General features: G+C 71.3%; 20 protein-coding genes and 1 pseudogene. 11 read left to right on the top strand and 10 right to left on the bottom strand.

What is annotated here, in order from left to right:
* Positions 1–11 precede the first annotated feature (11 nt).
* From ACFYXB_RS07380 to ACFYXB_RS07370, 3 genes are all read right to left on the bottom strand, one after another.
* Complete coding sequence (locus ACFYXB_RS07380) at positions 12–353, bottom strand: nucleotide pyrophosphohydrolase (protein WP_351352006.1); 342 nt, start codon at positions 351–353, stop codon at positions 12–14.
* On the bottom strand, positions 350–1,459 hold the full coding sequence (locus tag ACFYXB_RS07375) for an ATP-binding protein (RefSeq protein WP_389578763.1): 1,110 nt from the start codon (positions 1,457–1,459) through the stop codon (positions 350–352). The genes ACFYXB_RS07380 and ACFYXB_RS07375 overlap by 4 nt, the downstream gene beginning before the upstream one ends.
* Positions 1,460–1,733: 274 nt before the next feature.
* Positions 1,734–2,123: a cell division protein SepF gene (locus ACFYXB_RS07370; protein ID WP_351352012.1), complete on the bottom strand. Its 390-nt coding sequence runs from the start codon at positions 2,121–2,123 to the stop codon at positions 1,734–1,736.
* A 253-nt stretch (positions 2,124–2,376) separates the two neighbouring features.
* Here ACFYXB_RS07370 and ACFYXB_RS07365 point away from each other — a divergent pair, with 253 nt between their 5' ends.
* Positions 2,377–4,104, top strand: a complete 1,728-nt coding sequence (locus tag ACFYXB_RS07365; RefSeq protein WP_389579510.1) for a hypothetical protein — start codon at positions 2,377–2,379, stop codon at positions 4,102–4,104.
* A gap of 29 nt (positions 4,105–4,133) precedes the next feature.
* Here the strand turns inward: ACFYXB_RS07365 and ACFYXB_RS07360 are convergent, their stop codons facing one another.
* Positions 4,134–4,649 (bottom strand): YceI family protein, encoded by a 516-nt coding sequence (locus ACFYXB_RS07360; protein ID WP_389579507.1) that lies wholly within the window; start codon positions 4,647–4,649, stop codon positions 4,134–4,136.
* Between the two features lie 93 nt (positions 4,650–4,742).
* On the opposite strand from ACFYXB_RS07360, the gene ACFYXB_RS07355 reads away from it, so the two are divergent.
* The 5 genes and pseudogenes from ACFYXB_RS07355 to ACFYXB_RS07335 form a co-directional block, all read left to right on the top strand.
* Positions 4,743–5,237: a MarR family winged helix-turn-helix transcriptional regulator gene (locus ACFYXB_RS07355; protein ID WP_389578760.1), complete on the top strand. Its 495-nt coding sequence runs from the start codon at positions 4,743–4,745 to the stop codon at positions 5,235–5,237.
* A 126-nt stretch (positions 5,238–5,363) separates the two neighbouring features.
* Positions 5,364–7,172: a methylmalonyl-CoA mutase family protein gene (locus tag ACFYXB_RS07350; protein ID WP_389578758.1), complete on the top strand. Its 1,809-nt coding sequence runs from the start codon at positions 5,364–5,366 to the stop codon at positions 7,170–7,172.
* Positions 7,172–9,346 carry a methylmalonyl-CoA mutase gene (scpA, locus tag ACFYXB_RS07345; RefSeq protein WP_389578755.1) on the top strand — a complete coding sequence of 725 codons (2,175 nt, stop codon included), beginning with the start codon at positions 7,172–7,174 and terminating at the stop codon, positions 9,344–9,346. Before ACFYXB_RS07350 ends, scpA begins: the two co-directional genes overlap by 1 nt.
* A 4-nt stretch (positions 9,347–9,350) precedes the next feature.
* Positions 9,351–10,337, top strand: coding sequence for a methylmalonyl Co-A mutase-associated GTPase MeaB (gene meaB / locus ACFYXB_RS07340; protein WP_389578752.1), 987 nt, complete (start codon positions 9,351–9,353; stop codon positions 10,335–10,337).
* Positions 10,338–10,345: 8 nt separating this feature from the next.
* A pseudogene (locus ACFYXB_RS07335) lies at positions 10,346–10,744 on the top strand (cation:proton antiporter); the annotation flags it as partial.
* 156 nt (positions 10,745–10,900) lie between these two features.
* Here ACFYXB_RS07335 and ACFYXB_RS07330 read toward each other — a convergent pair.
* Positions 10,901–11,179: a DUF3040 domain-containing protein gene (locus ACFYXB_RS07330; RefSeq protein ID WP_389578750.1), complete on the bottom strand. Its 279-nt coding sequence runs from the start codon at positions 11,177–11,179 to the stop codon at positions 10,901–10,903.
* A 491-nt stretch (positions 11,180–11,670) separates the two neighbouring features.
* On the opposite strand from ACFYXB_RS07330, the gene ACFYXB_RS07325 reads away from it, so the two are divergent.
* From ACFYXB_RS07325 to ACFYXB_RS07310, 4 genes are all read left to right on the top strand, one after another.
* Positions 11,671–12,861, top strand: coding sequence for an EfeM/EfeO family lipoprotein (locus tag ACFYXB_RS07325; RefSeq protein ID WP_389578748.1), 1,191 nt, complete (start codon positions 11,671–11,673; stop codon positions 12,859–12,861).
* Positions 12,858–14,093 (top strand): iron uptake transporter deferrochelatase/peroxidase subunit, encoded by a 1,236-nt coding sequence (efeB, locus tag ACFYXB_RS07320; protein WP_389578745.1) that lies wholly within the window; start codon positions 12,858–12,860, stop codon positions 14,091–14,093. Before ACFYXB_RS07325 ends, efeB begins: the two co-directional genes overlap by 4 nt.
* 176 nt (positions 14,094–14,269) lie before the next feature.
* Complete coding sequence (locus tag ACFYXB_RS07315) at positions 14,270–16,105, top strand: phospholipase C (RefSeq protein ID WP_389578742.1); 1,836 nt, start codon at positions 14,270–14,272, stop codon at positions 16,103–16,105.
* A 67-nt stretch (positions 16,106–16,172) separates the two neighbouring features.
* Complete coding sequence (locus ACFYXB_RS07310; protein WP_389578740.1) at positions 16,173–16,574, top strand: sensor histidine kinase; 402 nt, start codon at positions 16,173–16,175, stop codon at positions 16,572–16,574.
* Here the strand turns inward: ACFYXB_RS07310 and ACFYXB_RS07305 are convergent.
* Both ACFYXB_RS07305 and ACFYXB_RS07300 read right to left on the bottom strand, forming a co-directional pair.
* On the bottom strand, positions 16,558–18,840 hold the full coding sequence (locus ACFYXB_RS07305; protein WP_389579504.1) for an FdhF/YdeP family oxidoreductase: 2,283 nt from the start codon (positions 18,838–18,840) through the stop codon (positions 16,558–16,560). The two genes, ACFYXB_RS07310 and ACFYXB_RS07305, sit on opposite strands and share 17 nt — an antisense overlap.
* 80 nt (positions 18,841–18,920) lie before the next feature.
* Positions 18,921–18,998: a 50S ribosomal protein bL37 gene (locus ACFYXB_RS07300; RefSeq protein ID WP_373296929.1), complete on the bottom strand. Its 78-nt coding sequence runs from the start codon at positions 18,996–18,998 to the stop codon at positions 18,921–18,923.
* Between the two features lie 166 nt (positions 18,999–19,164).
* Here ACFYXB_RS07300 and ACFYXB_RS07295 point away from each other — a divergent pair, with 166 nt between their 5' ends.
* Positions 19,165–19,626: a GreA/GreB family elongation factor gene (locus tag ACFYXB_RS07295; RefSeq protein WP_389578737.1), complete on the top strand. Its 462-nt coding sequence runs from the start codon at positions 19,165–19,167 to the stop codon at positions 19,624–19,626.
* 7 nt (positions 19,627–19,633) lie between these two features.
* Here ACFYXB_RS07295 and ACFYXB_RS07290 read toward each other — a convergent pair whose 3' ends face one another.
* The 3 genes from ACFYXB_RS07290 to ACFYXB_RS07280 form a co-directional block, all read right to left on the bottom strand.
* Positions 19,634–19,909, bottom strand: a complete 276-nt coding sequence (locus ACFYXB_RS07290; RefSeq protein ID WP_351352049.1) for a hypothetical protein — start codon at positions 19,907–19,909, stop codon at positions 19,634–19,636.
* Entirely contained in the window at positions 19,906–22,431 is a 2,526-nt protein-coding gene (locus ACFYXB_RS07285) for an ATP-dependent Clp protease ATP-binding subunit (protein WP_389578734.1), read from the bottom strand. Before ACFYXB_RS07285 ends, ACFYXB_RS07290 begins: the two co-directional genes overlap by 4 nt.
* Before the next feature lie 185 nt (positions 22,432–22,616).
* On the bottom strand, positions 22,617–23,447 hold the full coding sequence (locus ACFYXB_RS07280) for a family 1 encapsulin nanocompartment shell protein (RefSeq protein WP_389578732.1): 831 nt from the start codon (positions 23,445–23,447) through the stop codon (positions 22,617–22,619).
* Positions 23,448–23,453: the final 6 nt, after the last annotated feature.

Below are 23,453 nucleotides of genomic sequence, written 5' to 3'. Positions count from 1 at the left end.
GTGCCGCCGCGCTAGTTGTCCTCGTCCCCCGGGACCGGGAACCTGCGCTCGTTCCGGTCGATCTTGGCGTCCAGCGCGGTCAGGGGGTCGATGCCGAGCACCTCGCACAGTTGCAGCAGATAGGCGAGCACGTCGGCGACCTCGTCCGTCACGCGGTGCGCGGTGTCGGGGTCGTCCATCACGCGGGCCGACTCCTCGGGCGTCAACCACTGGAAGATCTCGACCAGTTCGGAGGCCTCCACGCTGAGGGCGGTCGCGAGGTTCTTGGGGGTGTGGTACGGCTGCCAGTTGCGCGCGGCCGCGAACTCGGCCAGGCGGCGCTGCAGTTTCGCCACGTCCAGGTGTTCCGTCACGGGTCCAGGTGTACCACCGTGACCCCGTCCACTCCCTGGGCCCACGACGCGTCGCTCACCGCCCCGACGAACCGGATGTGGCCGCGGGCGCACATCCGTGCCGCCAGCCGCAGCAGTTCCGTCCGCTGCCCCGGGTCCAGCGACCGGTCGACGCCGTCGGCGAGCACGGTGAGCACCTTTATCGCGTCGGGCACCTCGCCGGGCGCGTCCACGTCGAGGACGCCGGGACCGGTGAGCAGGACGAGGGCGAGCGCCAAATAACGGAGCTCGCCGTCGCCGAGCCGGCCGAGCTCCGTGCGGGTGCCGTCGCCGCGGTCGAGGAGCGCCCGCAGGGTCCCGTCGCCGGCCGGCTCGGCGAGCAGGTCGGTCACGCGTCCGGCGCAGCCCGCCTGGACGGCGGCGACGAGTTGCGCGTGCCGGCGTGCGCACTCGGCGCGGGTGCGCCACAGAACGTCGGCGAGGTTGTCGCAGCCGGGCAGGAGCCGTCCCGAGCCCATGAGGACGGGCTCGCGCATCCGTTCGGGGCGCGGATCGCAGGCGAAGACGGAGCGCAGGGCGACCACGGTCTGCTCGGCGGCGGCGAGCACCCGGCGCTGGCCGTCCGTCTTGCCCGCGACGCGCAGGGGCAGCAGCGCGGTGCCGAGCCGGTCGTCGGGGAGCGGGGCGCGTGTCACCGGGGAGGCGCCCGCCGTGTGCCAGGCGGCCTGGACGGTACGCCGCCCCGGGTCACGCAGGGCGGTTTCGAGGAGGACGAGCCCGCTCGCCGTCAACCGCTCGCCCACGATGCGCAGTTCGGGCTCGACCTGGACGGCGACGTCGAGCCGGACCGGCCCCTCGGGACCGTCCGCCGTGCACCCGATCCTGAAGCCCCGCCGGCGCTGGACGTCGGGCCGCGCCCACGCGGGCACACAGGCGACCGGATCCCGGAACACCTCGGCGAGCGGCGCCCCGGCACCGAGCCGGGCGAGCGCCTCGTACGCCCGCAACGCGGTCGACTTGCCGCTCCCACTGCGCCCCGCGAAGAGAGTGAGCGGCCCGAGCGGAAACCCGGCCCGCCAATGCCCGGCGAACGCGGACAACCGCAACTCGGTGATACACGGTCGCATGTGCCCGGCCGGCACCGGGGCGGACGGGACCGAGGGGGACGAGGGAACCGCGGAAGCCGAGGGAGCCGACCGAGGCGCCGGGACCTGTGGATCGAATTCGGTGGCCTCACCAGCCCCGCTGAGCGGAACGGGCGCGGAGGGCTCGGGCTGTGTGGGGGAAGCGGGCATATGCGGACCGTAGGCCTCCGCGGGCACGGCGAACCGTTCCGCCTACGGCACCTTCCTACGATCGGGGGACCACGGCCAACCGCCTCTTACGACCGGACGACCCCGTTCAACCGCCGGAGGCCCCCGCCCCCTCCATCAGCTCGCTGACCTCCGTGCCCGGCGGGGTCAGGAGGAACACGTTGCGGTCGACTCGGTGCATTCCGCTGTGCAGGCCGAAGACGACGCCGGTGCTGAAGTCGAGGACGCGTTTGGCCACCACGGTCTCGGCGCCGGACAGGTCGAGCAGGACCGGGATGCCCGCCATGAGCGTCTCGGCGACTTCGCGAGCGTCCGCGAACACGTTGACCCGCAGGACCACGAAACGGCGGCGGGCCTCGGTCTCCGCCTCGGGGAGCGCGCGGTGGTCCACCGCTGACGGCCAGGCGTCCCGGCCCCGCAGCGGCACGACCTGGGCGAGCCCCTCCCACTGTTCATCGGTGGCGTCGTAGCGGTTCACCGGCTTCCCCCCGAACTGACTCGCGTTCCATGCCTGCACCAGCCAATTCTTACGCCAAGCCACCCGATCGGCCCAACAGCGACACGGGGCGCGACCTCCCCGAAAGCCCCACCGGTCTGGCCGACACGCGCGGCACTTGCCGGTTTACGCCCGCTTCTTACCGGCCTCACACCGGGCTCTTCACCTCCTGCGACGCCCCGCTCACCGGCCGCGCATACCGTCCCATCTCGTGCACTTGGCAGAAACACAGCAGGTGACACCCGGCCGGCGGACACAGTCGGCGGTGTTCGCCGCCCCGGGAAACCCGGGGGCCCCAGCTCAATGGCATCGCGTCCTGACCGTCCTCGCCGACGTGAGCCTGCTCATCGGCACGCGCGCGGTGTGGACGGAGGCAGCCAACGACCACATAGTCCTCACCGCCGTCATCTCCGTCTGTTACGCCTCCATCCTGGTGACCGGGGTGCTGGCGCTGACGGTCCGCCGGACCCGGTCGCTGGCCCGCCTGGACCTGCTCGTCCTGGTGACCGCGGTGACCCTCACCCTGTGCCACTGGGCGCTGAGCCACAGCGGCGGCGACGAAGCGGTCCTCACCGCCCAGGCCGCCCGTGAACTTGCCGCGGGACATCCGGTCTACGGACAGCCCTGGCCCTGGCTGTTCACCCGCCACGGCGTCGCACTCACCCCGACGGCAAGCGGCGGCTACGACCTCACGTACGGCTATCCCCCGCTGGCCCCGCTGCTGACCGCGCCCCTGCTGTGGCTGGGGCACGGCGGCACGGCGGCCACGGCGGTGACCACCGGCGCGCTGGTCGCGGGCACGGTCGTACTGTGGCGGATGCTGCCGGCGCCCTGGCGTTCGGCGGCGACGATGGTCTGTCTAGGCTTCGGCTTCCTGCCGACGTACGCCCGGCTCGGTTACCCGGCGATCCTCGCGCTGGCCCTGCTGATCCCGGTGGTGGTGCGCTGGCCGCGGACCGGGCGGGGCGGGCGGCTCGGCGGTGCCGGTGTCGCGCGGGCCGTGTGTCTGGGCGCGGCGTGCGCGGCTCAGCAACTGCCGTGGTTCGTCGCGCCGTTCCTGCTCGCCGGAATCTACGCGGTGCGCCGCGGGGAGCTGGGCGGAGGCGCGGCCGGCCTGGTGGTCCTGCGGATCGTCGGGATCGCCGCCACCGTGTGGCTGCTGATCAGCACGTACTTCATCGTGTCGGAGCCGGGTCCCTGGCTGGGCGGGATCGCACTGCCGCTGACGCAGGGCGCGGTGCTGCACGGCCAGGGTTTGGTGGACATCTCGCTGTACTTCACGAACGGCAGCGACCGCCTCGACTGGTACGGGCACGCGAGCGTGCTGCTTGCGGCGGCCCTGCTCGCACTGTTCGTGCTGTTCGTACGGCGGCTGGGCCCGGCGGCGACGGTGCTGCCCTGGTGCGCGTTCTACCTGGCGACCCGCTCCCAGGACGGCTACTACCTGCTGATGACGCCGCTGTGGCTGGCGGCGGCGGTCACCGCGCCCCTGCCGGAGTTCGCGACCGCCTGGCAGCCGCGCCCCCGCCCGCTCACCGGTCCGCGCCGCCGCCCGGCCCTGGCCGCCGCGATCGGGCTGCTGCTGTCCCCGGCGCTGGTGAGCGCCGCCGTGGCGGTGTCCGGTTCGCCGCCGCTGCACATGCGGGTCACGGCGGTGCGCCGCGCCTCGGCGAATGTGGTCTCGGCGCTGAGCCTGCGGGTGACCAACGTGGCGGGCGACGCGCTCACCCCGCACTTCACGCTCACCACCGGCCAGGGGATGAACAAGTACTGGTCGATCGAGCGGGGCCCGGCGACGATCGCGGCGCACAGCACGGCGAGCCTCGAACTGCGGCCGCCCTCGGGCAGGTTCGCCGTCCCGAAACCGAGCGTGCGGATCCGCCTTCGGGCGTTCACGGCGGCTCCGCAGACGCTGTCGAGTCTGGATGTACGGCTGCGCGAGGGCGGCGGCGCGACCGGCTGACGGGGCGGCCGGCCGGGGTGCTCGGGGTGTCAGGCCTCGGCGGGGGTGAAGCGGAGCGTCGCGACGACCGTCGTCGGGCCGCCCATCATGCCCAGCTGGTTGAAGCTCACGCCGAACGTGTCGCGGGCCACGGTGAACTCCGTCTCCAGCGTGACCGCCGCCTCGTCGGCGGAGGCGACGCGCGCGGTGATCTCCTGCGGGTGGCTGACGCCGCGCACAGTGAGCTCTCCGGTGACGTGCGCCGTGTCGCCCTCGCGGAGCTCGGCGCCGCGGACGGCGAAGGTGATCTCCGGGTGGTTGTCGGCGTCGAAGAAGTCGGCCGAGCGCAGGTGGGTGTCGCGCTTGGCGTGCTTGGTGTCCAGGGAGGTGGCGTCCAAGGTGACGGTGCCGGTGGCGGTCCCGTCGGCCGCGACCTCGCCGCTGCCGCTGACGGCGGTGAAGGTGCCCTTGACGGTGGCCAGACCCCAGAACGTCTTGTGGCGTACGGAGACGGTGGAGGCGCTCGGGTCCAGCTGCCAGGTGCCTGCTTCGACGGCGACGGTCATCGTCGTGCCCTTCTTGATGGTCCAAATTTGGATTATCTTCGGCGGCACACGCTAGCCCAATATCCAAATTTGAACAATAGATAGAATCGATGCATGGCCGCTCGTGATGAACACCCCGCCGACCTGCCCCGATGTCCCTCCGGGGGCAGTGGGCTGCTCCCGGACGAGCTGCGCGCCTGGATGCTTCTGCTGGCCGCGACGGGCGCCGTCGAACAGCGACTGCGCTCGGTGGTGAAGGAGACCCTGGACGTCTCGCACGACGAGTTCCTGATCCTGTGTCTGCTGGCCGAGCAGCCGGGTGAGGGCCTGCGCATGACCCGGATCGCAGAGCTCCTGGGCCGTCCCAAGACGCGGCTCACCTACCAGATCGCCTGTCTCCAGCGCCCGGGCCTGATCACCCGTCGCTCGGTGTGCGGCGACAAGCGGGGCGTGGAGGTGGTCCTCACCGACAAGGCCCGGCAGTTGCTGCGGGAGGCCTCCGCGCTGCTCGCGAGCGCGGTCAAGGAGGCGCTGGCCGAGTTCATCGGACCGGCGCAGCGCGACGCCGTCGCCGGCCTGCTGCCGGGACTCGCACAAGGGCCCTGCTGACCACCCGTCCGGCCGCCCGGACACGCCCGCGCGGACCCCGAGAGGCGCAGGTCACAACCACGGCGAGGGCAACGTCACAGCCCCCACTCCATTACCTCTGTAGTCGGCTGCCCTAGCATCCGAGCCATGACGGTCCTGCCTGACGACGGGCTCCCACTGGCCGCCGAGTTCCCTGACGCGACACACGAGCAGTGGCAACGCCTGGTCGAGGGTGTGCTGCGCAAGTCGGGCAAGGAAGTCTCGGGCGCGGCAGCTGAGGACGCTCTGTCCACGACGCTGGAGGACGGGCTGCGCACCCGTCCGCTGTACACCGCGCGCGATTCCGCACCCGCCACCGGCCTGCCCGGTTTCGCCCCGTTCGTACGCGGCGCCCGCCCGGAGGGGAACACCGCGGGCGGCTGGGACGTACGGCAGCGGCATGCGGCGCTCGGTGTCGGGGCGGCGCTGGCCGACCTGGAGAACGGCGTCACCTCGCTGTGGCTGGTACTGGGCGAGGGCGGCATCCCGGTATCCGAACTGGGCCGGGCCCTCGACGGTGTCTATCTCGACCTGGCGCCCGTCGTACTGGACGCGGGGCGGGACACGCAGGAGGCCGCCGGGGCACTGCTGCGGCTGTACGAGGACAAGGGCGTCGACCCGAAGGCCGTGCGCGGCAGCCTCGGCGCCGACCCGCTGGGCCACGAGGCCCGCACCGGTACCGCGCTGGACTTCGCGCCGGTCGCCGCGCTCGCGCGCCGGGTCGCCGAGGAGTACCCGGCGCTGCGCACACTGACCGTGGACGCGCTGCCGTACCACGAGGCGGGCGGCTCGGCCGCGCAGGAGCTGGGTGCCTCCCTCGCCACCGGCGTCGCCTATCTGCGCGAGCTGACCGAGGCGGGCCTGAGCGTCGAACAGGCCTGCGGCCAGCTGGAATTCAGGTACGCGGCCACCGCCGACCAGTTCCTGACCATCGCCAAGCTGCGCGCGGCGCGCCGGTTGTGGGCCCGGGTCGCCGAGGTGTCCGGGGCGCCCGGCGCGGGCGCGCAGGTGCAGCACGCGGTGACCTCTCCGGTGATGATGACGCGCCGCGACCCGTGGGTGAACATGCTGCGCACGACGGTGGCCACGCTGGCCGCCGGGGTCGGCGGCGCCGACGCGGTCACGGTGCTGCCGTTCGACCACGCGCTGGGTCTGCCGGACGCCTTCTCCCGCCGTATCGCCCGCAACACGTCGACGATCCTGGTCGAGGAGTCGCATCTGGCCCGGGTGATCGATCCGGCGGGCGGCTCCTGGTACGTGGAGCGGTTGACCGACGAACTCGCCGAAGCCGCCTGGGAGTTCTTCCGCTCGATCGAGCGGGACGGCGGTCAGTCGGCCGTCCTGCGCTCCGGCCGGATCCGCACCGACCTGGCGACGACCTGGGCCGAGCGCTCCAAGAAGCTCGCCAAGCGCCGCGAACCCATCACCGGTGTCAGCGAGTTCCCGCACCTCGCCGAGAAGCCGGTGGAGCGCGAGCCCGCGCCGAAGGCTCCGTCCGGGGGCCTGCCGCGCGTGCGCCGCGACGAGGCGTTCGAGGAACTGCGCGCCCGTTCCGACGCGCACCTCGCGGCGACCGGTTCCCGGCCCCGGATCTTCCTGGCCACGATCGGTTCGGCCGCCGAGTACACCGCGCGCGCCGGCTTCGCCGCGAACCTGTTCCAGGCGGGCGGCATCGAGCCGGTCACCGAGGGCCGCTTCGAGGAGAGCGGCGCCACGGAGGCGGTGCTCTGCTCCAGCGACGCGCTGTACGCCGAACAGGCCGAGCAGGTCGCCGAGTTCCTCACGGCCTCGGGCGCCCGGCACGTGTTCCTCGCGGGCCGTCCCGCGGACTACGCCGGCATCGACTCGTACGTCTTCGCGGGCTGCGACGCCGTCGCCGTGCTGTCCGCGACTCTCGACCGCATGGGAGTGTCCTGATGGGAATCCCCGACTTCTCCGGCATCGAACTGGGGACCCCGGTCACCGACGGCGGTGACACGGAATGGCGTACGGCCGTCAAGCGGGCGACCGGGAGCGAGGAGCCGCTGTGGGAGACCCCGGAGGGCATCGGGGTCAAGTCGCTCTACACCGGCCGTGACCTGGAGGGCCTGGACTTCCTGGGGACGTACCCGGGCATCGCGCCGTATCTGCGCGGCCCGTACCCGACGATGTACGTCAACCAGCCCTGGACGATCCGCCAGTACGCGGGCTTCTCCACCGCCGAGGAGTCCAACGCGTTCTACCGGCGCAATCTGGCGGCCGGTCAGAAGGGCCTGTCGGTCGCCTTCGACCTGCCCACGCACCGGGGTTACGACAGCGACCATCCACGGGTGACCGGTGACGTCGGCATGGCGGGCGTGGCGATCGACTCGATCTACGACATGCGGCAGCTGTTCGACGGGATCCCGCTCGACAGGATGACCGTGTCGATGACGATGAACGGCGCCGTGCTGCCGGTGCTGGCGCTGTACATCGTGGCGGCGGAGGAGCAGGGAGTACCGCCCGAGAAGCTGGCCGGGACCATCCAGAACGACATCCTCAAGGAGTTCATGGTCCGCAACACGTACATCTATCCGCCGAAGCCGTCGATGCGGATCATCTCCGACATCTTCGCGTACACCTCGCAGCGGATGCCGCGCTACAACTCCATCTCCATCTCCGGCTACCACATCCAGGAGGCCGGTGCCACGGCCGACCTGGAGCTGGCGTACACGCTCGCGGACGGTGTGGAATACATCCGGGCGGGCCGGGAAGCTGGCCTGGACGTGGACGCGTTCGCGCCCCGGCTCTCCTTCTTCTGGGCGATCGGCATGAACTTCTTCATGGAGATCGCCAAATTGCGTGCGGCCCGGCTGCTGTGGGCCAAGCTGGTGAGCCAGTTCGAGCCGAAGAACTCCAAGTCGCTGTCCCTGCGCACCCATTCGCAGACGTCGGGCTGGTCGCTGACCGCGCAGGACGTGTTCAACAACGTCACGCGCACGTGCGTGGAGGCGATGGCGGCCACGCAGGGCCACACCCAGTCGCTGCACACCAACGCCCTCGACGAGGCCCTCGCGCTGCCCACCGACTTCTCGGCGCGCATCGCCCGCAACACCCAGCTGCTCATCCAGCAGGAGTCCGGCACGACCCGGGTCATCGACCCGTGGGGCGGCAGCGCCTACGTCGAGAAGCTGACGTACGACCTCGCCCGCAAGGCCTGGCAGCACATCCAGGAGGTCGAGCAGGCGGGCGGCATGGCGCAGGCCATCGACGCGGGCATCCCCAAGCTCCGCGTGGAGGAGGCGGCGGCCCGCACCCAGGCCCGGATCGACTCGGGGCGGCAGCCGGTGATCGGCGTGAACAAGTACCTCGTGGACAGCGACGAGCAGATCGAGGTGCTCAAGGTCGACAACTCCTCCGTGCGCGCCCAGCAGATCGAGAAGCTGCGGCGGCTGCGCGAGGAGCGGGACGAGACGGCCTGCCGGGACGCGCTCGACGCGCTGACCCGGGCGGCCGACGGCGACGGCAACCTGCTGGAGCTTGCCGTGCACGCGGCCCGCGCCAAGGCGACCGTCGGCGAGATCTCCGACGCCCTGGAGAAGGTGTACGGCCGCCACGCGAGCCAGATCCGTACGATCTCCGGCGTGTACCGCAACGAGGCAGGCGAGTCCCCGAACGTCGACCGCACCCGTGGCCTGGTGGACGCGTTCGAGGAGGCCGAGGGACGCCGGCCGCGCATCCTGGTCGCCAAGATGGGCCAGGACGGTCACGACCGCGGCCAGAAAGTGATCGCCACCGCGTTCGCCGACCTCGGCTTCGACGTCGACGTCGGCCCGCTGTTCCAGACCCCGGAGGAAGTCGCCCGCCAGGCGGTCGAGGCGGACGTCCACGTGGTCGGCGTGTCCTCGCTGGCCGCCGGGCACCTCACCCTCGTACCGGCACTGCGCGAGCAGCTCGCCGAGGAGGGCCGGGAGGACATCATGATCGTGGTCGGCGGTGTCATCCCGCCGCAGGACGTGCCTACGCTCCTCGAGATGGGCGCGACCGCCGTGTTCCCGCCCGGGACGGTGATCCCGGACGCGGCGTACGACCTGGTGAAGCGGCTGTCGGCCGAGCTCGGGCACGACCTGTAGTCCCATGGCGGCGATCGATCTCGACACGTATGTGAAGGGTGTGCTCGACGGGAGGCGGGCCCTCGTGGCCCGCGCCATCACGCTCGTCGAGTCCACCCGGCCCGGGCACCGGGCGCTGGCGCAGGAGTTGCTCACCGAGCTGCTCCCGCACAGCGGCCGGGCGCGGCGGATCGGCATCAGCGGGGTGCCGGGTGTCGGCAAGTCGACGTTCATCGACGCGTTCGGCACGCTGCTGACGTCGCTGGGGCACCGGGTGGCGGTGCTCGCCGTGGACCCGTCCTCGACGCGCACCGGCGGCTCGATCCTGGGCGACAAGACCCGGATGGAGCGCCTCGCGGTCGACCCGAACGCATTCGTACGACCCTCCCCCAGCGCGGGCACGCTGGGCGGGGTGGCCAAGGCGACCCGTGAGTCCATGGTCGTGATGGAGGCCGCGGGCTACGACGTGATCCTGGTCGAGACGGTCGGCGTGGGCCAGTCGGAGACGGCGGTCGCCGACATGGTCGACTCCTTCCTGCTGTTGACCCTGGCCCGCACCGGCGACCAGTTGCAGGGCATCAAGAAGGGCGTCCTGGAGCTGGCCGACGTGATCGCCGTCAACAAGGCCGACGGCCCGCACGAGCGCGACGCCCGCGCCGCCGCACGGGAGTTGTCGGGCGCGCTCCGACTGATGCACGGCAAGGACGCGTTCTGGACGCCGCCGGTGCTCAGTTGCAGCGCCCGTGAATCGAGCGGTCTGGACACGGTCTGGGAGCGCCTGGAGCAGCACCGCACCCTGCTCGACTCGACCGGCCGGCTCACCGCCAAGCGACGGGACCAGCAGGTCGACTGGACGTGGGCGATGGTCCGTGACGAACTGCTGGGCCGCCTGTACTCGGACCCGGCGGTACGCGAGGCCGCCCCTGGCCTTGAACAGCAGGTCAGGGACGGTGAGTTGACGGCGACCCTGGCCGCCGAACGCATCCTCAAGGCGTTCGGCAACGGCGCCTGACCGCTCTCGACCCGTGGTCTCCACCTTGCCGTTGGGCGCTGTTGCCCGCTCTCGCACTGGCCGCGGTGACGACGCTGACGAAGATCGCCACCGGGTACTGGGCCGCCCGCCGGGCCGGGATCTCCGCCAAGGGCCGCTGGCGGGCCGGCGGCACCCTCGTGGCCCGCGGCGAGTTCTCCATCGTCATCGCCGGGCTCGCCGTCACCGCCGGGATCGAGCCGTCCCTCGGCCCGCTGGCGACGGCGGACGTCCTGATCCTGGTCGTCGTCGGCCCGCTCACCGCCCGCTGGACCGAGCCCCTGGCCCTGCGCCTGACGGCCTGGCTGCGCAGACCTGCCACTGCCGAGGCGGCGGTCCCGGCACCCCTGGAGACGGCGGAGGACCAGGACACGGTCGGACGGTCATGACATAAGTGCTCGCAGGGGCCGCTCGGGCCAGGCCAGGAGGCGGGCGCCGAGGACCGCGGTGTGCAGGGTGCGGCGGTCGGCGGGGTCCGTCGGGTCGCTGCCGGTCAGCTCGCGGAACCGGGCCGGCCGGTACGTCAGCAGGACGTGGTGAAGGTTCTACGCCCCGCGCCGCCCGCCGCGCGCCCGGTGCGGGTCGAACAGCTCCACGGCGATCCCCATCACGACCAGCCCCGCGGCGATCATCAGCCCATGGGGCAGGAACACGCCCACGACCAGCACCGTCACGCCGACCGCCAGCCCCCACCAGGCGCCCGTGCGTCGGTACTCACGCGGCCGGGCCGGGCGGCCCGAGCCCAGGGCGCGGGCGAAACAGGGATCGTCCCGTTCGACTCGTGCGGCGAGGTCGACCAGACGCTCGTCGTCGGACTGGGTCACGGCTCTTTCCTCCCGAACCTGGCACCACCGCGGAGTCGTTCCACTCACCGCGGCCACGCCTCCCGGCCTCCAGGCTTTCCCCCTGCCGCGACTGCCGCCATCGGGTCCAGCCCCCATCCTTCTAGGTGGTTGCCCCGCGCACGCCCCGTCACGCGTCCCAGGGGCGCTCTCCGGCGAACCTCAACCGCCGCAACTCGTACGCCTGTTGGCGCTATGTGGGTGTCGCGCGGGGACTGACGAGGGAGGCGGGGCAACGCCGCTCGCCTGCACCACCCCACGTTACTGGACGCGACGGCGCCCGCCCGGGTCCCGGGCGTCGTGGCGAACACTGCGAAGACACAGGCCGAGAAGTGACCGCGCCGAGGGGACCGTCCGGTGAACCCGCAGGGAACTCTTGGTCATGGGTTCTTCTGGACGTCCGTTCGAGCGCGTTCCGCTTCCTAGCATGAGGGTGATCACGCACGTCACGACTCCAGGAGGTCCGGGTGCCGATGTCCGGCCTCAGAGGGACACACCTGCGTCTGTACGGCGCACTCGGTCTCGCCCTCGTGCTGGTGCTGGCCGCGGTGCTCGCCGTCCGGCACGGGCAGCACCGAGCGCCCGCGGCAAGGCCCGCGCTCCCGCACACCACCGTCGAGGTCTCGTCGAGCCGCTGCGGCCGCGGCTGGAGCTCGCCGGTGCCCGGCGTCCAGGTCTTCGACCTGCACAACACCTCCGACGCACCGGCCGAGGTGTATCTGGAGGACCCGACGAGCCAGGCCGTGTACGGCGAGGTCGAGGACGTCGGCCCCGGCACGACACGCCCGCTGACGGTACGCCTCGGCAAGGGCACGTACGCCTTCAAATGCGTGCCGGACGACGCCGACGCGGCCACCGGGCCCACGGTCCGCCTCGATCGCGGGTACGGCGGGCCGGGCGCTGCGCCGGTCACCGAGCACGATCTGATCCCGCCAGCGCTCGCCTACCAGAAGTGGGTCGGCGGCGGCCTGGACGAGACGGTGCGGCTGACGAAGGACCTGCAGGACGCGATCGACCGCGGCGACCTGACCGCCGCCCGGAAGGCGTGGCTGCCCGCGCATCTGCAGTACGAGCGGCTGGGAGCGGCGTACGACGCCTTCGGTGACGCGGACGCGAAGATCAACGGCACGGACGCGGGGCTGCCGGACGGTGTGCGCGACCGGGGTTTCACCGGCTTCCACCGCATCGAGTACGGGCTGTGGCACGGCCGGTCGGCGGGCGCCCTGCGCGACCCGGCGGCCGGTCTGGTCAAGGCCGTCACCGCCCTGCGCGACAGTTGGGCGCAGGCCCGCATGGACCCGGCCCAACTGGGGCTGCGGGCGCACGAGATCCTGGAGAACACCGTGCAGTTCGAGCTGACCGGCCGCACCGACTACGGCAGCGGCAGCAACCTGGCCACCGCACGCGCCAACGTCGACGGCACGCGCGAGGTGCTGTCCCGGCTGCGCCCGCTGCTCGCGACGCGGTACGCCGACCTCCCCGGCCTGACCCGCGAACTGGACCGCGCCGGCCACACTCTCGACGGCTTCCGCACCCCGTCCGGCTGGACGCCCCTGGACCACCTCACGCGCCCCCAGCGGGAGACGGTCGACGCGACCATGGACGACCTGGTGGAACACCTGGCATCGGTGGCCACGATCTGCGACCCGCGGAGGACGGTGTGAGCGCGGTGGACAGAGGCAGCGGTCACGTCGGCCGCCGGGGCTTTCTGCGGGGTGCGGCGCTCGCCGGTGCCGGGCTCGCCGCGGGGGGCGTGGCCGCGGATCATGCCGTCGCGTCGAGCGGCGAGGCGCACGGTGTCGCCCCGTTCCACGGTGTGCGGCAGGCGTCCGTCGTCGCCGCGCCGCGTCGCGTGAGCGTCTTCGTCGCCTTCGACGTCACCGCCCAGGACCGCGCCGGGCTGGGCGAGTTGCTGCGGACCCTCACCGAGCGCGCGCGCTTTCTGACCGGTGGCGGTACGCCGGACCCGGTCGGGATCACCGGGCCACCCGCCGATTCGGGCATCCTCGGCGACCGGCTGCCGGCCGGCAGGCTCGCGGTGACCGCCGGCGTCGGCGCCTCCCTCTTCGACGACCGCTTCGGCCTCGCCCGGCACCGTCCGCGCCGGCTGACGGCCATGCCCGCCTTCCCCGACGACGACCTGCAGCCCGAGTGGTGCCACGGCGACCTCAGCCTGCAGCTGCACGCCGACGACACCGACACCGTGCTGCACGCCCTGCGCGACATCGCCCGGCACACCCGCGGCGGTATGCAGGTCCGCTGGCGCCTGGACGGCTTCACCAGCCCGCCCCGGCCGTCCGGCACCCCGCGCAACCTGCTGGGCTTCAAGGACGGCACGGCCAACCCGGACATCACCGACGCGCACGCGATGGACGCTCTGGTGTGGGTGGGCCGGGGTATGGGCGAACCGGACTGGGCGGTCGGCGGCAGCTATCAGGTCGTACGGCTGATCCGCATGCTCGTGGAGTTCTGGGACCGCGTCTCGCTGGGCGAGCAGGAGCGCATGTTCGGCCGGGCCCGCGCGTCCGGCGCGCCCCTGGACGGGAACGCGGAGCACGACACCCCGGACTACGCGGACGATCCCAAGGGCGACGTCATCCCGCTGGACGCACACATACGGCTCGCCAACCCGCGTACCCCCGCCACCGCAGGCCAGCGTCTGCTGCGGCGTGCGTACAACTACGACCGGGGCATGGATGCCAACGGCAACCTCGACATGGGTCTGCTGTTCTGCTGCTACCAACAGGATCTGGCCCGGCAGTTCGAGACGGTGCAGAAGCGGCTGGCGGGCGAGCCGCTGACCGATTACATCAAGCCGTTCGGCGGGGGCTACTTCTTCGCCCTGCCCGGCGTACGCGACCCGAACGACTGGTACGGGCGCGCCCTCCTCACCTGAACTTGTCTGGACAGCTTCCCGGTTCATCAGGTCAACTCGCGGTCAAGATTTGCCCCAGCTTCCCTGACCCGGTGTTCATTCCGCCGCCACCACGACTCCGCCGAAATGCCGTGCGTGCGGCGAAACATCCGTGGCCGTACCACCTAGAAGACTTCCCGCCCGAAGGGTGAACCAGCATGGCCAGCAGGGGTAGAAGAACAACGATCAAGGGACTGGGGGCACTTGCCGGTGCCGCCGCGCTCACGGTTCTCGGCGGGGCGGCACCCACCTGGGCAGCCGTGCCGGCCGGCCACTCCTCGACGGCCACGCCCATCAAGCACGTGGTCGTCCTCTTCGACGAGAACATCTCCTTCGACCACTACTTCGGGACGTACCCGAAGGCCGCGAACACCGACGGCACGAAGTTCACCGCGTCGAAGAAGACCCCGAAGAACATCGACACCCTGGCGCACGCCGGGCTGCTGACGAAGAACCCCAACCAGTACGCGCCCAAGCGGCTCACCCCGTCCCAGGCGATGACCTGCGACCAGAACCATTCCTACGGTGCGGAGCAGTACGCGGCGGACGGCGGCAAGGCCGACCTGTACGTGCAGAACACCGAGGTCGACAAGTGCAGCGGCGGCCTGTTCGGCGAGCCGGGCCTGGTCATGGACTACTACGACGGCAACACGGTCACCGCGCTGTGGAACTACGCCCAGCAGTACTCCCTCAACGACCGCTCCTTCAGCTCGGTCTACGGCCCCTCCACGCCCGGCGCCCTGAACCTGATCTCCGGTCAGACGCACGGCGTGGTCTCCACGGACCCCACCTCCGGCACCGAGAACCCGAAGCAGACGTCGAAGCCCGACGCCTACACGGTCCTCTCGCCGGACGCGAACGGTGTCGGCACGGTCATCAACGACCCGGACCCGGCCTACGACGACTGCTCCGACAAGGACCACACGAGCGCCAACGCGCTCGCGTCGATGCAGGGCCGCAACATCGGTGACCTGCTCAACACCCAGAAGGTCAGCTGGGGTTGGTTCCAGGGTGGCTTCCGGCCCTCCACCGCGTGGGACGGCAACCAGGCCGACTACGCCAAGTGCGACACCACGCACACCAACGTCGGCGGCGCGGCCGCGGTCGACTACAGCCCGCACCACAACCCGTTCTCGTACTACAAGTCGACGGCGAACCCGCACCACCTGCCGCCGAAGGACGTGGCCGAGATCGGTCACCAGGGTCAGGCCAACCACAACTACGACCTGACCGACTTCGACGCGGTGCTGAAGGCGGGCCAGCTGCCCGCGGTCAGCTTCCTCAAGGCCGGCGAGTACCAGGACGGCCACGCGGGCTACTCCGACCCGATCGACGAGCAGCACTTCCTGGTGAACGAGATCAACGCGATCCAGAGCTCGCCGCAGTGGAAGTCCACGGCCATCGTCATCGCGTACGACGACTCCGACGGCTGGTACGACCACGCCTACGCCAAGCCGACCAACGGCTCCGCCGACACCACGGTGGGCTCCAACGGCAAGACCACCGACAGCCCCGCCTGCCAGGCCGGTCCCGCCGCCGCGGGTGGTTACGCGGACCGCTGCGGTCCCGGTACCCGTCAGCCGCTGCTGGTCGTCTCGCCGTACAGCAAGGTCAACCAGGTCGACCACACGCAGACCGACCAGGCGTCCGTCCTCCGCTTCATCGAGGACAACTGGCACACCGGCCGCGTCGGCGACCACTCCTTCGACGCGGGCGCGGGCTCGCTGAACGGGATGTTCGACTTCCGGCACCCGAACGGCAAGCAGGTGCTGCTGAACTCGGACGGCTCGGTCAAGTCCGTCGGTCCGATCCGCCACGTGCAGCCCGTCACCACCCATGTGACGCCGGGTCCGGCGATGCAGAACACCGCCGCGACGACCGACGCCGCCTCGTTCCCGGCCCTTCCGGTGGGCGTCGCCGCGGGCGCGCTGCTGGCCGTCGGGGCGACCGGCACGTACCTGACGCTGCGCCGCAGGCAGCGCACGGCCGTCTGACCGCTCCACCCCTCGCGCCCCGGCGCGCCGCGAACTTCCGCGGCGCTCCGGGGCGCTGTGCCGTCAGGTGCCCTTGCCACCGGGGAAGCGGGCCGGGTCGCTGGTCAGTCGTGTTGCCAGAAGTCGCTGCGGCGCTCGGCCCAGCGCTGTACCTGGTCGCCGTAGGTGCCGACGAGGGACTTGGGTCCTCGCTCTGAGTCCCGACGGCACGGGCGGCGCGCGGCTCCAGGTGCGCGACGGCGGTCCCGGACTCACCGACGAGGACGTGGCGGTCGCCTTCGAACGCGGGGTGCTCACCGCCCGCTACCGCGGTGTCCGTCCCGTCGGCAGCGGGCTGGGCCTGGCCATCGCCCATCGGCTGACGAGCCGGCTGGGCGCGGCCATCACCGCCGAGGGCCACGCCCCGGAGGGCGGCGCCTGCTTCACCGTACGGCTGCCGCGCCTCGGCTCCCTCAATTCGACGCGGTGATGGTGACCTTGACGTGTTTCATCAGGGGCTGGTCGCTCTGGGTGCTGTAGTCGCCGATCGCGCACAGCACGTTCATCTCCGGCATGTACCCGGCCGCGCAGCCGCGCGGGATGTCGTACGGGATGGCGAGATAGCCGTCGAGGCGGCGGTTGCTGCCGTCCTTGGCGGTGCTGGTGATGTCGACCGGGTCGAACTCTCCGAGCCCGCGCTCGCGCATGTCGTCCTTGTTCATGAAGACGAGCGTGCGCAGGTTCTTGATGCCGCGATAGCGGTCGTCGTCCGAGTAGATCGTCGTGTTCCACTGGTCGTGCGAGCGCATGGTGCCCAGCGCCAGGGTGCCCGGGGCGGGGATCACGTCGGGCAGGGGCGCGGCGGAGAACTCGGCGCGTCCGGACGGAGTGAGGAAGACCAGTTCGCGGGCGGGCTGCTTGATCCGGAAGCCGAGCGGCAGGCGCACCCGGCGGTTGAAGTCCTCGAATCCGTCGAGGACTTGGGCCATGGTGTCGCGGATGCGGTCGTAGTCCTCGATGTACCACTCCCACGGTGTGGGGCTGTCCGGCAGGGCGGCGCGGGCGATCCCGGCGATGATCGCGGGCTCGGACAGCAGATGGCGCGAGGCGGGACGCTTCATGCCGAGGGACATGTGGACCATGCTCATCGAGTCCTCGACCGAGGTGCTCTGGATGCCGCGGCGCTGGTGGTCCTCCTCGGTGCGGCCGAGGCACGGCAGGATGAGCGCGCGCCGCCCGTGGACGAGATGGCTGCGGTTGAGCTTGGTGCTCACGTGGACGGTGAGGTCGCACTTGCGCAGCGCGTCGTAGGTGTACGGCGTGTCGGGCGCGGCGAGGGCGAAGTTGCCGCCCATGCCGACGAACACCTTCACGTCCCCTCGGTGCATGGCCTGGATGCTGCCGACGGTGTCCAGGCCGTGCTCGTGCGGCGGGTCGATCTTGCAGACCTCGGCGAGACGCGCGAGGAAGTCCTCGGTGGGCCGGTGGTCGATGCCGCAGGTCCGGTTGCCCTGAACGTTGCTGTGGCCGCGCACGGGGGACGGTCCGGCGCCCTCGCGGCCCAGATTGCCGCGCAGCAGCAGGACGTTGACGATCTCGCGGACGGTGTCGACACCGTGCTCGTGCTGGCTGACGCCGAGACACCAGCTGAAGATGGACCGGTCGGCGTCGCCGTAGATGCGCGCCGCCTTGAGGATGCCGGCGCGGTCGATGCCGGACTGGCGCTCGATCTCCTCCCAGGAGGTCTTCTCGCACAGGTCCCGGTACGCCTCGAAGCCGGTGGTGTGCCGGTCGATGAACTCCTGGTCGAGGGCCTTGGGGTCGTTCTTGGCCTGTTCCAGGACGGCCTTGACGATGCCGCGCAGGAGAGCCATGTCGCCGCCGATGCGCGGCTGCAGGTTGAGGGTGCTGGTGCGCGTCGACTTGAAGAGGGCCATGTCCGTGAAGTCGTGCGGCACGATGGTGCGTGTGGCGGCCGCCTCGACCAGCGGGTTGATGTGCACGATCTGCGCGCCGCGGCGGTAGGCCTCGGCCAGGGACGTGAGCATCCTGGGCGCGTTGGAGGCCGCGTTGACGCCCATGATGAACAGGGCGTCGGTGGCTTCCCAGTCCTTGAGGTCGGCGGTGCCCTTGCCGGTGCCGAGGGAGGCCTGCAGGGCGCGGCCGCTGGCCTCGTGGCACATGTTCGAGCAGTCGGGCAGGTTGTTGGTGCCCAGCTCGCGGGCCAGCAACTGATAGAGGAAGGTGGCCTCGTTGCCTAGGCGGCCGGAGGTGTAGAAGGACGCCTGGTTGGGGTTGTCCAGTCCGCGCAGGGCGCTGCCGACCATCTCGAAGGCGTCGTGCCAGCTGATGGGGACGTAGTGGTCGGTCTCCGGGTCGTAGGCCATCGGTTCGGTGAGCCGGCCCTGGTCCTCCAGGGAGAAGTCGCTCCAGTCGTACAGCTCCGTGACGCTGTGGGCGGCGAAGAACTCGCGGCCGACGCGCTTGTTGGTCATCTCCCACGTGACGTGCTTGATGCCGTTCTCGCAGATGTCGAGGTGCAGGCCCTTGGTGTCGTCGGGCCAGGCGCATCCGGGGCAGTCGAAGCCGCTGTTCTCGTGGTTCATCCGCATGATCGCGCGCGGTCCGTCGACGAGGGCGCGCTCGCGCACCAGGACCCGGCTCACGCTCTTGGCCGCACCCCAGCCGGCGGCGGGGTGATGGTAAGGGTGGAACTGCGGTTCGCCCTCGGGGCCCGGCCCCACTTCGGGCTCCAGTCCCTTCTGGTCGTCGTTCGAGGCGTTCAAGATGCTCACCCTTTCACCGGCCGGGGTGTACGACAGCGGAACCGACGGACCTACGACTGCGGCCGTTTCCCGTGGTTCGCGGCGTGCTTGCGGCGACCCTTCTTCTTACGGCGTCGCTTCGAGGACATAGCCACCTCCCGCTCGTGCGTGGCGTCAGGAAGGTTCCTGAATCCGCCCCTTTCACGATTCCACAGGGGATTCGAGGGCGCGATTCGACGGAACACCACACCACAAAACGAATTAATATGACGCAAAATCCCGTGTCAGTTCCCCTCTTGCACCCGAGGACCAGACATGTCCAGCGAACCCGCACCCATCAGTGACGCCGCCCGACACGCCCTCGAACAGGAGCTCGCCGACCTCCGCACCGAACGCCGGACGGTCGCGGCGACACTCCAGGACTCCGACTCGGACGTGGGCGACAGCGCCGACGAGGCCGACGCGTTGCTGCGCGCCGACCAGCTCCAGCGCCTGGACGCCCGTATCGAGGCGCTCACCACCCGGCTGAGCCGGGCGGACGTGGCGGGGCCGCCTCCCACCGATCTGGTCGGTGTGGGCACCACGGTCGCCGTGCGGTTCGGCGACGGGACGGCGGAGACCTTCCAGATCGGTGAGACGGCCGAGGAGTTGGACCCGAGGCTCGTCACGGCCGACAGCCCGCTCGGGCGCGCCCTCCTCGGCCACCGTCCCGGCGACACGGTGACGTACGAGACGCCCGAGGGGCCGGCGACGGCCGTCGTGGTGTCCCTGGGCTGACGCGGGTTCAGTCGCCGTAGTGCGAGGGCGGGTAGGGCGCGCGGTCGCGCTTGTGCATGCCCGTCTCGACCTCACCGGCCCTCGTCTCCCGGTCGATCTCCCGCCATTCCTCCTCGTACTCCGCCTCGACGTCTTCCGGAGGGGCACCCGGCAGACCCGCTTCGCGCCGGTCCTGTTCGGTCCGCTCCGCGAGTTCGTCCTGGTCGGGCCGCCTGGGCATTCCCCTGCCGTGACCGCGTTCCGGGCCGCCCTCGACCTCGTGGTTGGACTTGTGGTGCGTCATGACGCCTCCTTCTCCTTCTCCTCCGAAGCCGCACCGTCGTCCGGGCCGGCCCGGCGTACGGTGCAGTGGAGCGAGTCGTCCTTCACGTCGGCGACGATCGTGTCCCCGGGCCCGGCCTCGCCGCTGAGCAGGAGTTCGGCGATGCGGTTGTCGAGTTCCGCCTGGATGGTGCGCCTGAGCGGGCGGGCGCCGAACTCCGGTTGGTGACCGTGGGCGATCAGCAGCTTCTTGGCGGCCTCCGTCACCTCCAGGCGCATGTCCTGGGCGTGGACCCGGCGCCTGCTCTGCTCCAGCAGGTGGTCCACGATCTCGCCCAGATCGTGCTCGGTGAGGCCGTGGAAGATGATGATGTCGTCGATGCGGTTGAGGAACTCCGGCAGGAAACGGGTCCGCAGCTCCCGCATCAGCTCGTCCTTGAGCTCGGACACGTCGCCCTTGTGGTCGAGGATGCGGTGGGCCCCGATGTTGGACGTCATGATGATGACGCAGTGCCGGAAGTTGACGGTGCGTCCCTGAGCGTCGGTCAGGCGCCCGTCGTCGAGGATCTGCAGCAGTGTGTTGAAGACGTCGGGGTGCGCCTTCTCGACCTCGTCGAACAGCACGACGCTGTACGGCTGCCGGCGCACCTTCTCGGTGAGCTGGCCCGCCTCCTCGTAGCCGACGTATCCCGGAGGGGCGCCGACGAGCCGGGCCACCGTGTGCTTCTCCTGGAACTCACTCATGTCGAAGCGGATCATCCGGTCCTCCTCGCCGAACAGCAGCTCGGCGAGGGTCTTGGCCAGCTCGGTCTTGCCCACGCCGGTGGGACCGAGGAAGAGGAAGGAACCCACGGGACGGTTCGGGTCGCCCATGCCGGCCCGGTTGCGGCGCACCGCCTGCGAGACGGCGGTGACCGCCTCGTCCTGGCCGACGATACGGGCGTGCATCTCGTCCTCCAGCTTGAGCAGCTTCTCCTTCTCGCTGGCGGTGAGCTGGGAGACGGGGATGCCCGTGCGGCGGGAGACGACGTCCGCGATGTCGGCGGCGGTGACGGAGACGACGCCCTCGCGCCGCTCCTCGATGCCCGCGAGTTCGCTCTCCGTCTCGGCGATCTCGGCCTTCATCTGCGCCGCCTTCTCGAAGTCCTCGGATGCGACGGCCTGGTCCAGTTCGCGCCGCAGCTTGGCGATACGGTCCTCGCGGCTGACGACCTCGGTGGAGCGCCCCGCGCTGCGCAGTCGGACGCGCGCGCCTGCCTGGTCCATCACGTCGATGGCCTTGTCGGGCAGGAAGCGGTCGCTGATGTAGCGGTCGGACAGTTCCGCCGCGGCGGCCAGGGCGCCGTCGGCGAAGCGGACCTGGTGGTGGGCCTCGTACGCGTCGCGCAGCCCCTCCAGGATCTGGATCGTCTCCTCGACCGTCGGCTCCGGGACCATCACGGGCTGGAAGCGGCGTTCCAGCGCGGCGTCCTTCTCGACGTACTTGCGGTACTCGTCGATGGTCGTCGCGCCCACCACATGGAGTTCGCCGCGTGCGAGCGCCGGTTTGAGCATGTTGCCGGCGTCCATCGAGCCCTCGCCCGTGGCGCCCGCGCCGACGACCGTGTGCAGTTCGTCGATGAACAGGATGATGTCGCCGCTCGCCGCCTGGACGTCCTCGATGACCTTCTTGAGGCGTTCCTCGAACTGCCCCCGGTACTGCGCGCCCGCCACCATCCCGGACAGGTCGAGGGCGACCACCCGCTTGTCCTTCAGGGTGGCGGGGACCTCACCGGCGACGATGCGCTGCGCGAGGCCCTCCACGATCGCGGTCTTGCCGACGCCGGGCTCGCCGATGAGCACGGGGTTGTTCTTGGAGCGCCGGGAGAGGACCTCGACGGTCTGCTCGATCTCGTCGGCCCGTCCGACCACCGGGTCGAGCTTGCCGGCCTTCGCCTCCTCGGTGAGGTCCCGGCCGTACTCGTCCAGCGTGGTGGCCGGCGTCCTGCGCTCGGCGGGCTGCCCGTCGCCGCGGGACGCCTGCTCCGTGAGGCCCGCCAGCTTCTGCACGTCCTGGCCCTCCGCGCGCAGCAGCCGGGCGGCGCCCGCGTCGGCGTCGTCCAGGAGCGCGCCGAGGATGTGCTCGGGCCCGATGTAGGACACACCGGTCGCCTGGGAGCGGGCGTACGCGGCGGCGAGGGTGCGTTTGGCCGCCGGGGTGAGGCCGGGCTCGGAGGACGGCTCGCTGGACTCGTGGGGCAGGATCTCGGCGATCTGGTCACCGAGCGCGTCGGGATCCACCCCGGCCTGGGCGAGGAGCGTGCGCGCGGGGTCGACCTTCGTGGCGGCCCAGAGCAGGTGCTCCGTGTCGAGATCGGTCGTGCCGTCGTCCAGCGCCCGCCGCGCGGCCAGGTTGATGAGCTCCTGCGAGGAGTCGGTCAGCAGCCGGCCGATCGGCACCCGCTGCACGGCCGGCGGCGACGACGACGGCGACATACCGAAGAACCGGTTCAGCAAGTCGCTGAAGGGGTCGTGCGAGCCGAAACCGAACGACGACATCGACATGGCAGCTCCAGGATCATCTGCGGGTGCTCATTGATGGCTGGTCATCGGTGGGTGCTCATCGACGGGTGCTCATCGACCGGTCTCCCCGACGGGTCCCCATCGAGGGGTGCTTCAACCAAAACCCGGTGCAGAGTGCTCCGCAAGTGGAGCGGAAGATGCCGTTCCGGGCCCTTTCCGCCCGGGGTTCAGGCCGTGTCCGCCGCCGGGTCGAGGGCCACCACGGCCTCGTCCGTGAAGACCAGGAACGTCAGCGTCTGGCGGAAGTACAGCTCGATCTCCGTGGCGTCGTGGGCCGTGTACCCGACGGCGAGGTCCTCACCGAGCCGCAGCTCGTAGTCGCCGCCCCGGGCCGAGAGCAGAAAGGCGCCCTCGACGGCCGGCGCCCAGATCGGCGGACCGTCGAGGATCCGGGCGAGGTGGGCGGCGACGGGGTAGCCGTGGTCCGAGGTCTCGCTGACCGCCGTATACGCCTCGGCGCCCAGCAGCAGTGAGTAGGGGCCCTCCACGCCGGCCAGCCGCAGAGTGGTCACGGCGGCGCTGACCGCGTCCGGGTAGTCGCGCGGCTCGGCCGGAAGCCGCAGGACCGGATGGGAGGTGCGCCCGCGCAGTCCGTCGATGCGCGCCGCCTCGTACCCGTTGAAGACCGCCCGGTCCTCGGCGAACGCCATGCTGCGCGCGGCGTCCTTGACCGGCTGCCAGTCGGAGTCCCGGGCGCCCCGCTCGACGTCGTCGACGGCGGCGCGGCTCACCGTGAACGGCACGGTCAGTTCGACCAGGGGCTGCGCCTGGCGCAGCCGTGCGCCGACGCCGGGTGCCGGCCCGTCGATGGCGGACAGATGGCCCGTCCCGACGCCCGCGAGCTCGGGGCCGTCGGGACCGGAGACGTCCACGGCCCGCCGGCCCGCGAGGTTGCGGCGGAAGGTGCGGCGGGCCTCGTCCTCGATCTCGGCCCAGGCCGCGGGTGTGATCGGGGCGAGTTCCCGGTGCAGGTTGGTGATGCCGTCGGGCGTCGTCATGATCGG

The organism is Streptomyces sp. NPDC002619 (genome assembly GCF_042889305.1).
GTDB lineage: Bacteria > Actinomycetota > Actinomycetes > Streptomycetales > Streptomycetaceae > Streptomyces.
The sequence above is the reverse complement of the archived record's forward strand: the minus strand, read 5'-3'. Positions and strand labels throughout refer to the sequence as shown.

What these genes read in the sequence shown, in the direction of transcription:
- ACFYXB_RS07375 (WP_389578763.1), bottom strand. Translation starts at nt 1,459, where the DNA reads ATGCGACCGTGTATCACCGAGTTGCGGTTGTCCGCGTTCGCCGGGCAT.
- ACFYXB_RS07360 (WP_389579507.1), bottom strand. Translation starts at nt 4,649, where the DNA reads ATGACCGTCGCCGTCGAAGCAGGCACCTGGCAGCTGGACCCGAGCGCC.
- ACFYXB_RS07355 (WP_389578760.1), top strand. Translation starts at nt 4,743, where the DNA reads ATGGCCGCTCGTGATGAACACCCCGCCGACCTGCCCCGATGTCCCTCC.
- ACFYXB_RS07350 (WP_389578758.1), top strand. Translation starts at nt 5,364, where the DNA reads ATGACGGTCCTGCCTGACGACGGGCTCCCACTGGCCGCCGAGTTCCCT.
- scpA (WP_389578755.1), top strand. Translation starts at nt 7,172, where the DNA reads ATGGGAATCCCCGACTTCTCCGGCATCGAACTGGGGACCCCGGTCACC.
- meaB (WP_389578752.1), top strand. Translation starts at nt 9,351, where the DNA reads ATGGCGGCGATCGATCTCGACACGTATGTGAAGGGTGTGCTCGACGGG.
- ACFYXB_RS07325 (WP_389578748.1), top strand. Translation starts at nt 11,671, where the DNA reads ATGTCCGGCCTCAGAGGGACACACCTGCGTCTGTACGGCGCACTCGGT.
- ACFYXB_RS07315 (WP_389578742.1), top strand. Translation starts at nt 14,270, where the DNA reads ATGGCCAGCAGGGGTAGAAGAACAACGATCAAGGGACTGGGGGCACTT.
- ACFYXB_RS07300 (WP_373296929.1), bottom strand. Translation starts at nt 18,998, where the DNA reads ATGTCCTCGAAGCGACGCCGTAAGAAGAAGGGTCGCCGCAAGCACGCC.
- ACFYXB_RS07295 (WP_389578737.1), top strand. Translation starts at nt 19,165, where the DNA reads ATGTCCAGCGAACCCGCACCCATCAGTGACGCCGCCCGACACGCCCTC.
- ACFYXB_RS07290 (WP_351352049.1), bottom strand. Translation starts at nt 19,909, where the DNA reads ATGACGCACCACAAGTCCAACCACGAGGTCGAGGGCGGCCCGGAACGC.
- ACFYXB_RS07285 (WP_389578734.1), bottom strand. Translation starts at nt 22,431, where the DNA reads ATGTCGATGTCGTCGTTCGGTTTCGGCTCGCACGACCCCTTCAGCGAC.
- ACFYXB_RS07280 (WP_389578732.1), bottom strand. Translation starts at nt 23,447, where the DNA reads ATGACGACGCCCGACGGCATCACCAACCTGCACCGGGAACTCGCCCCG.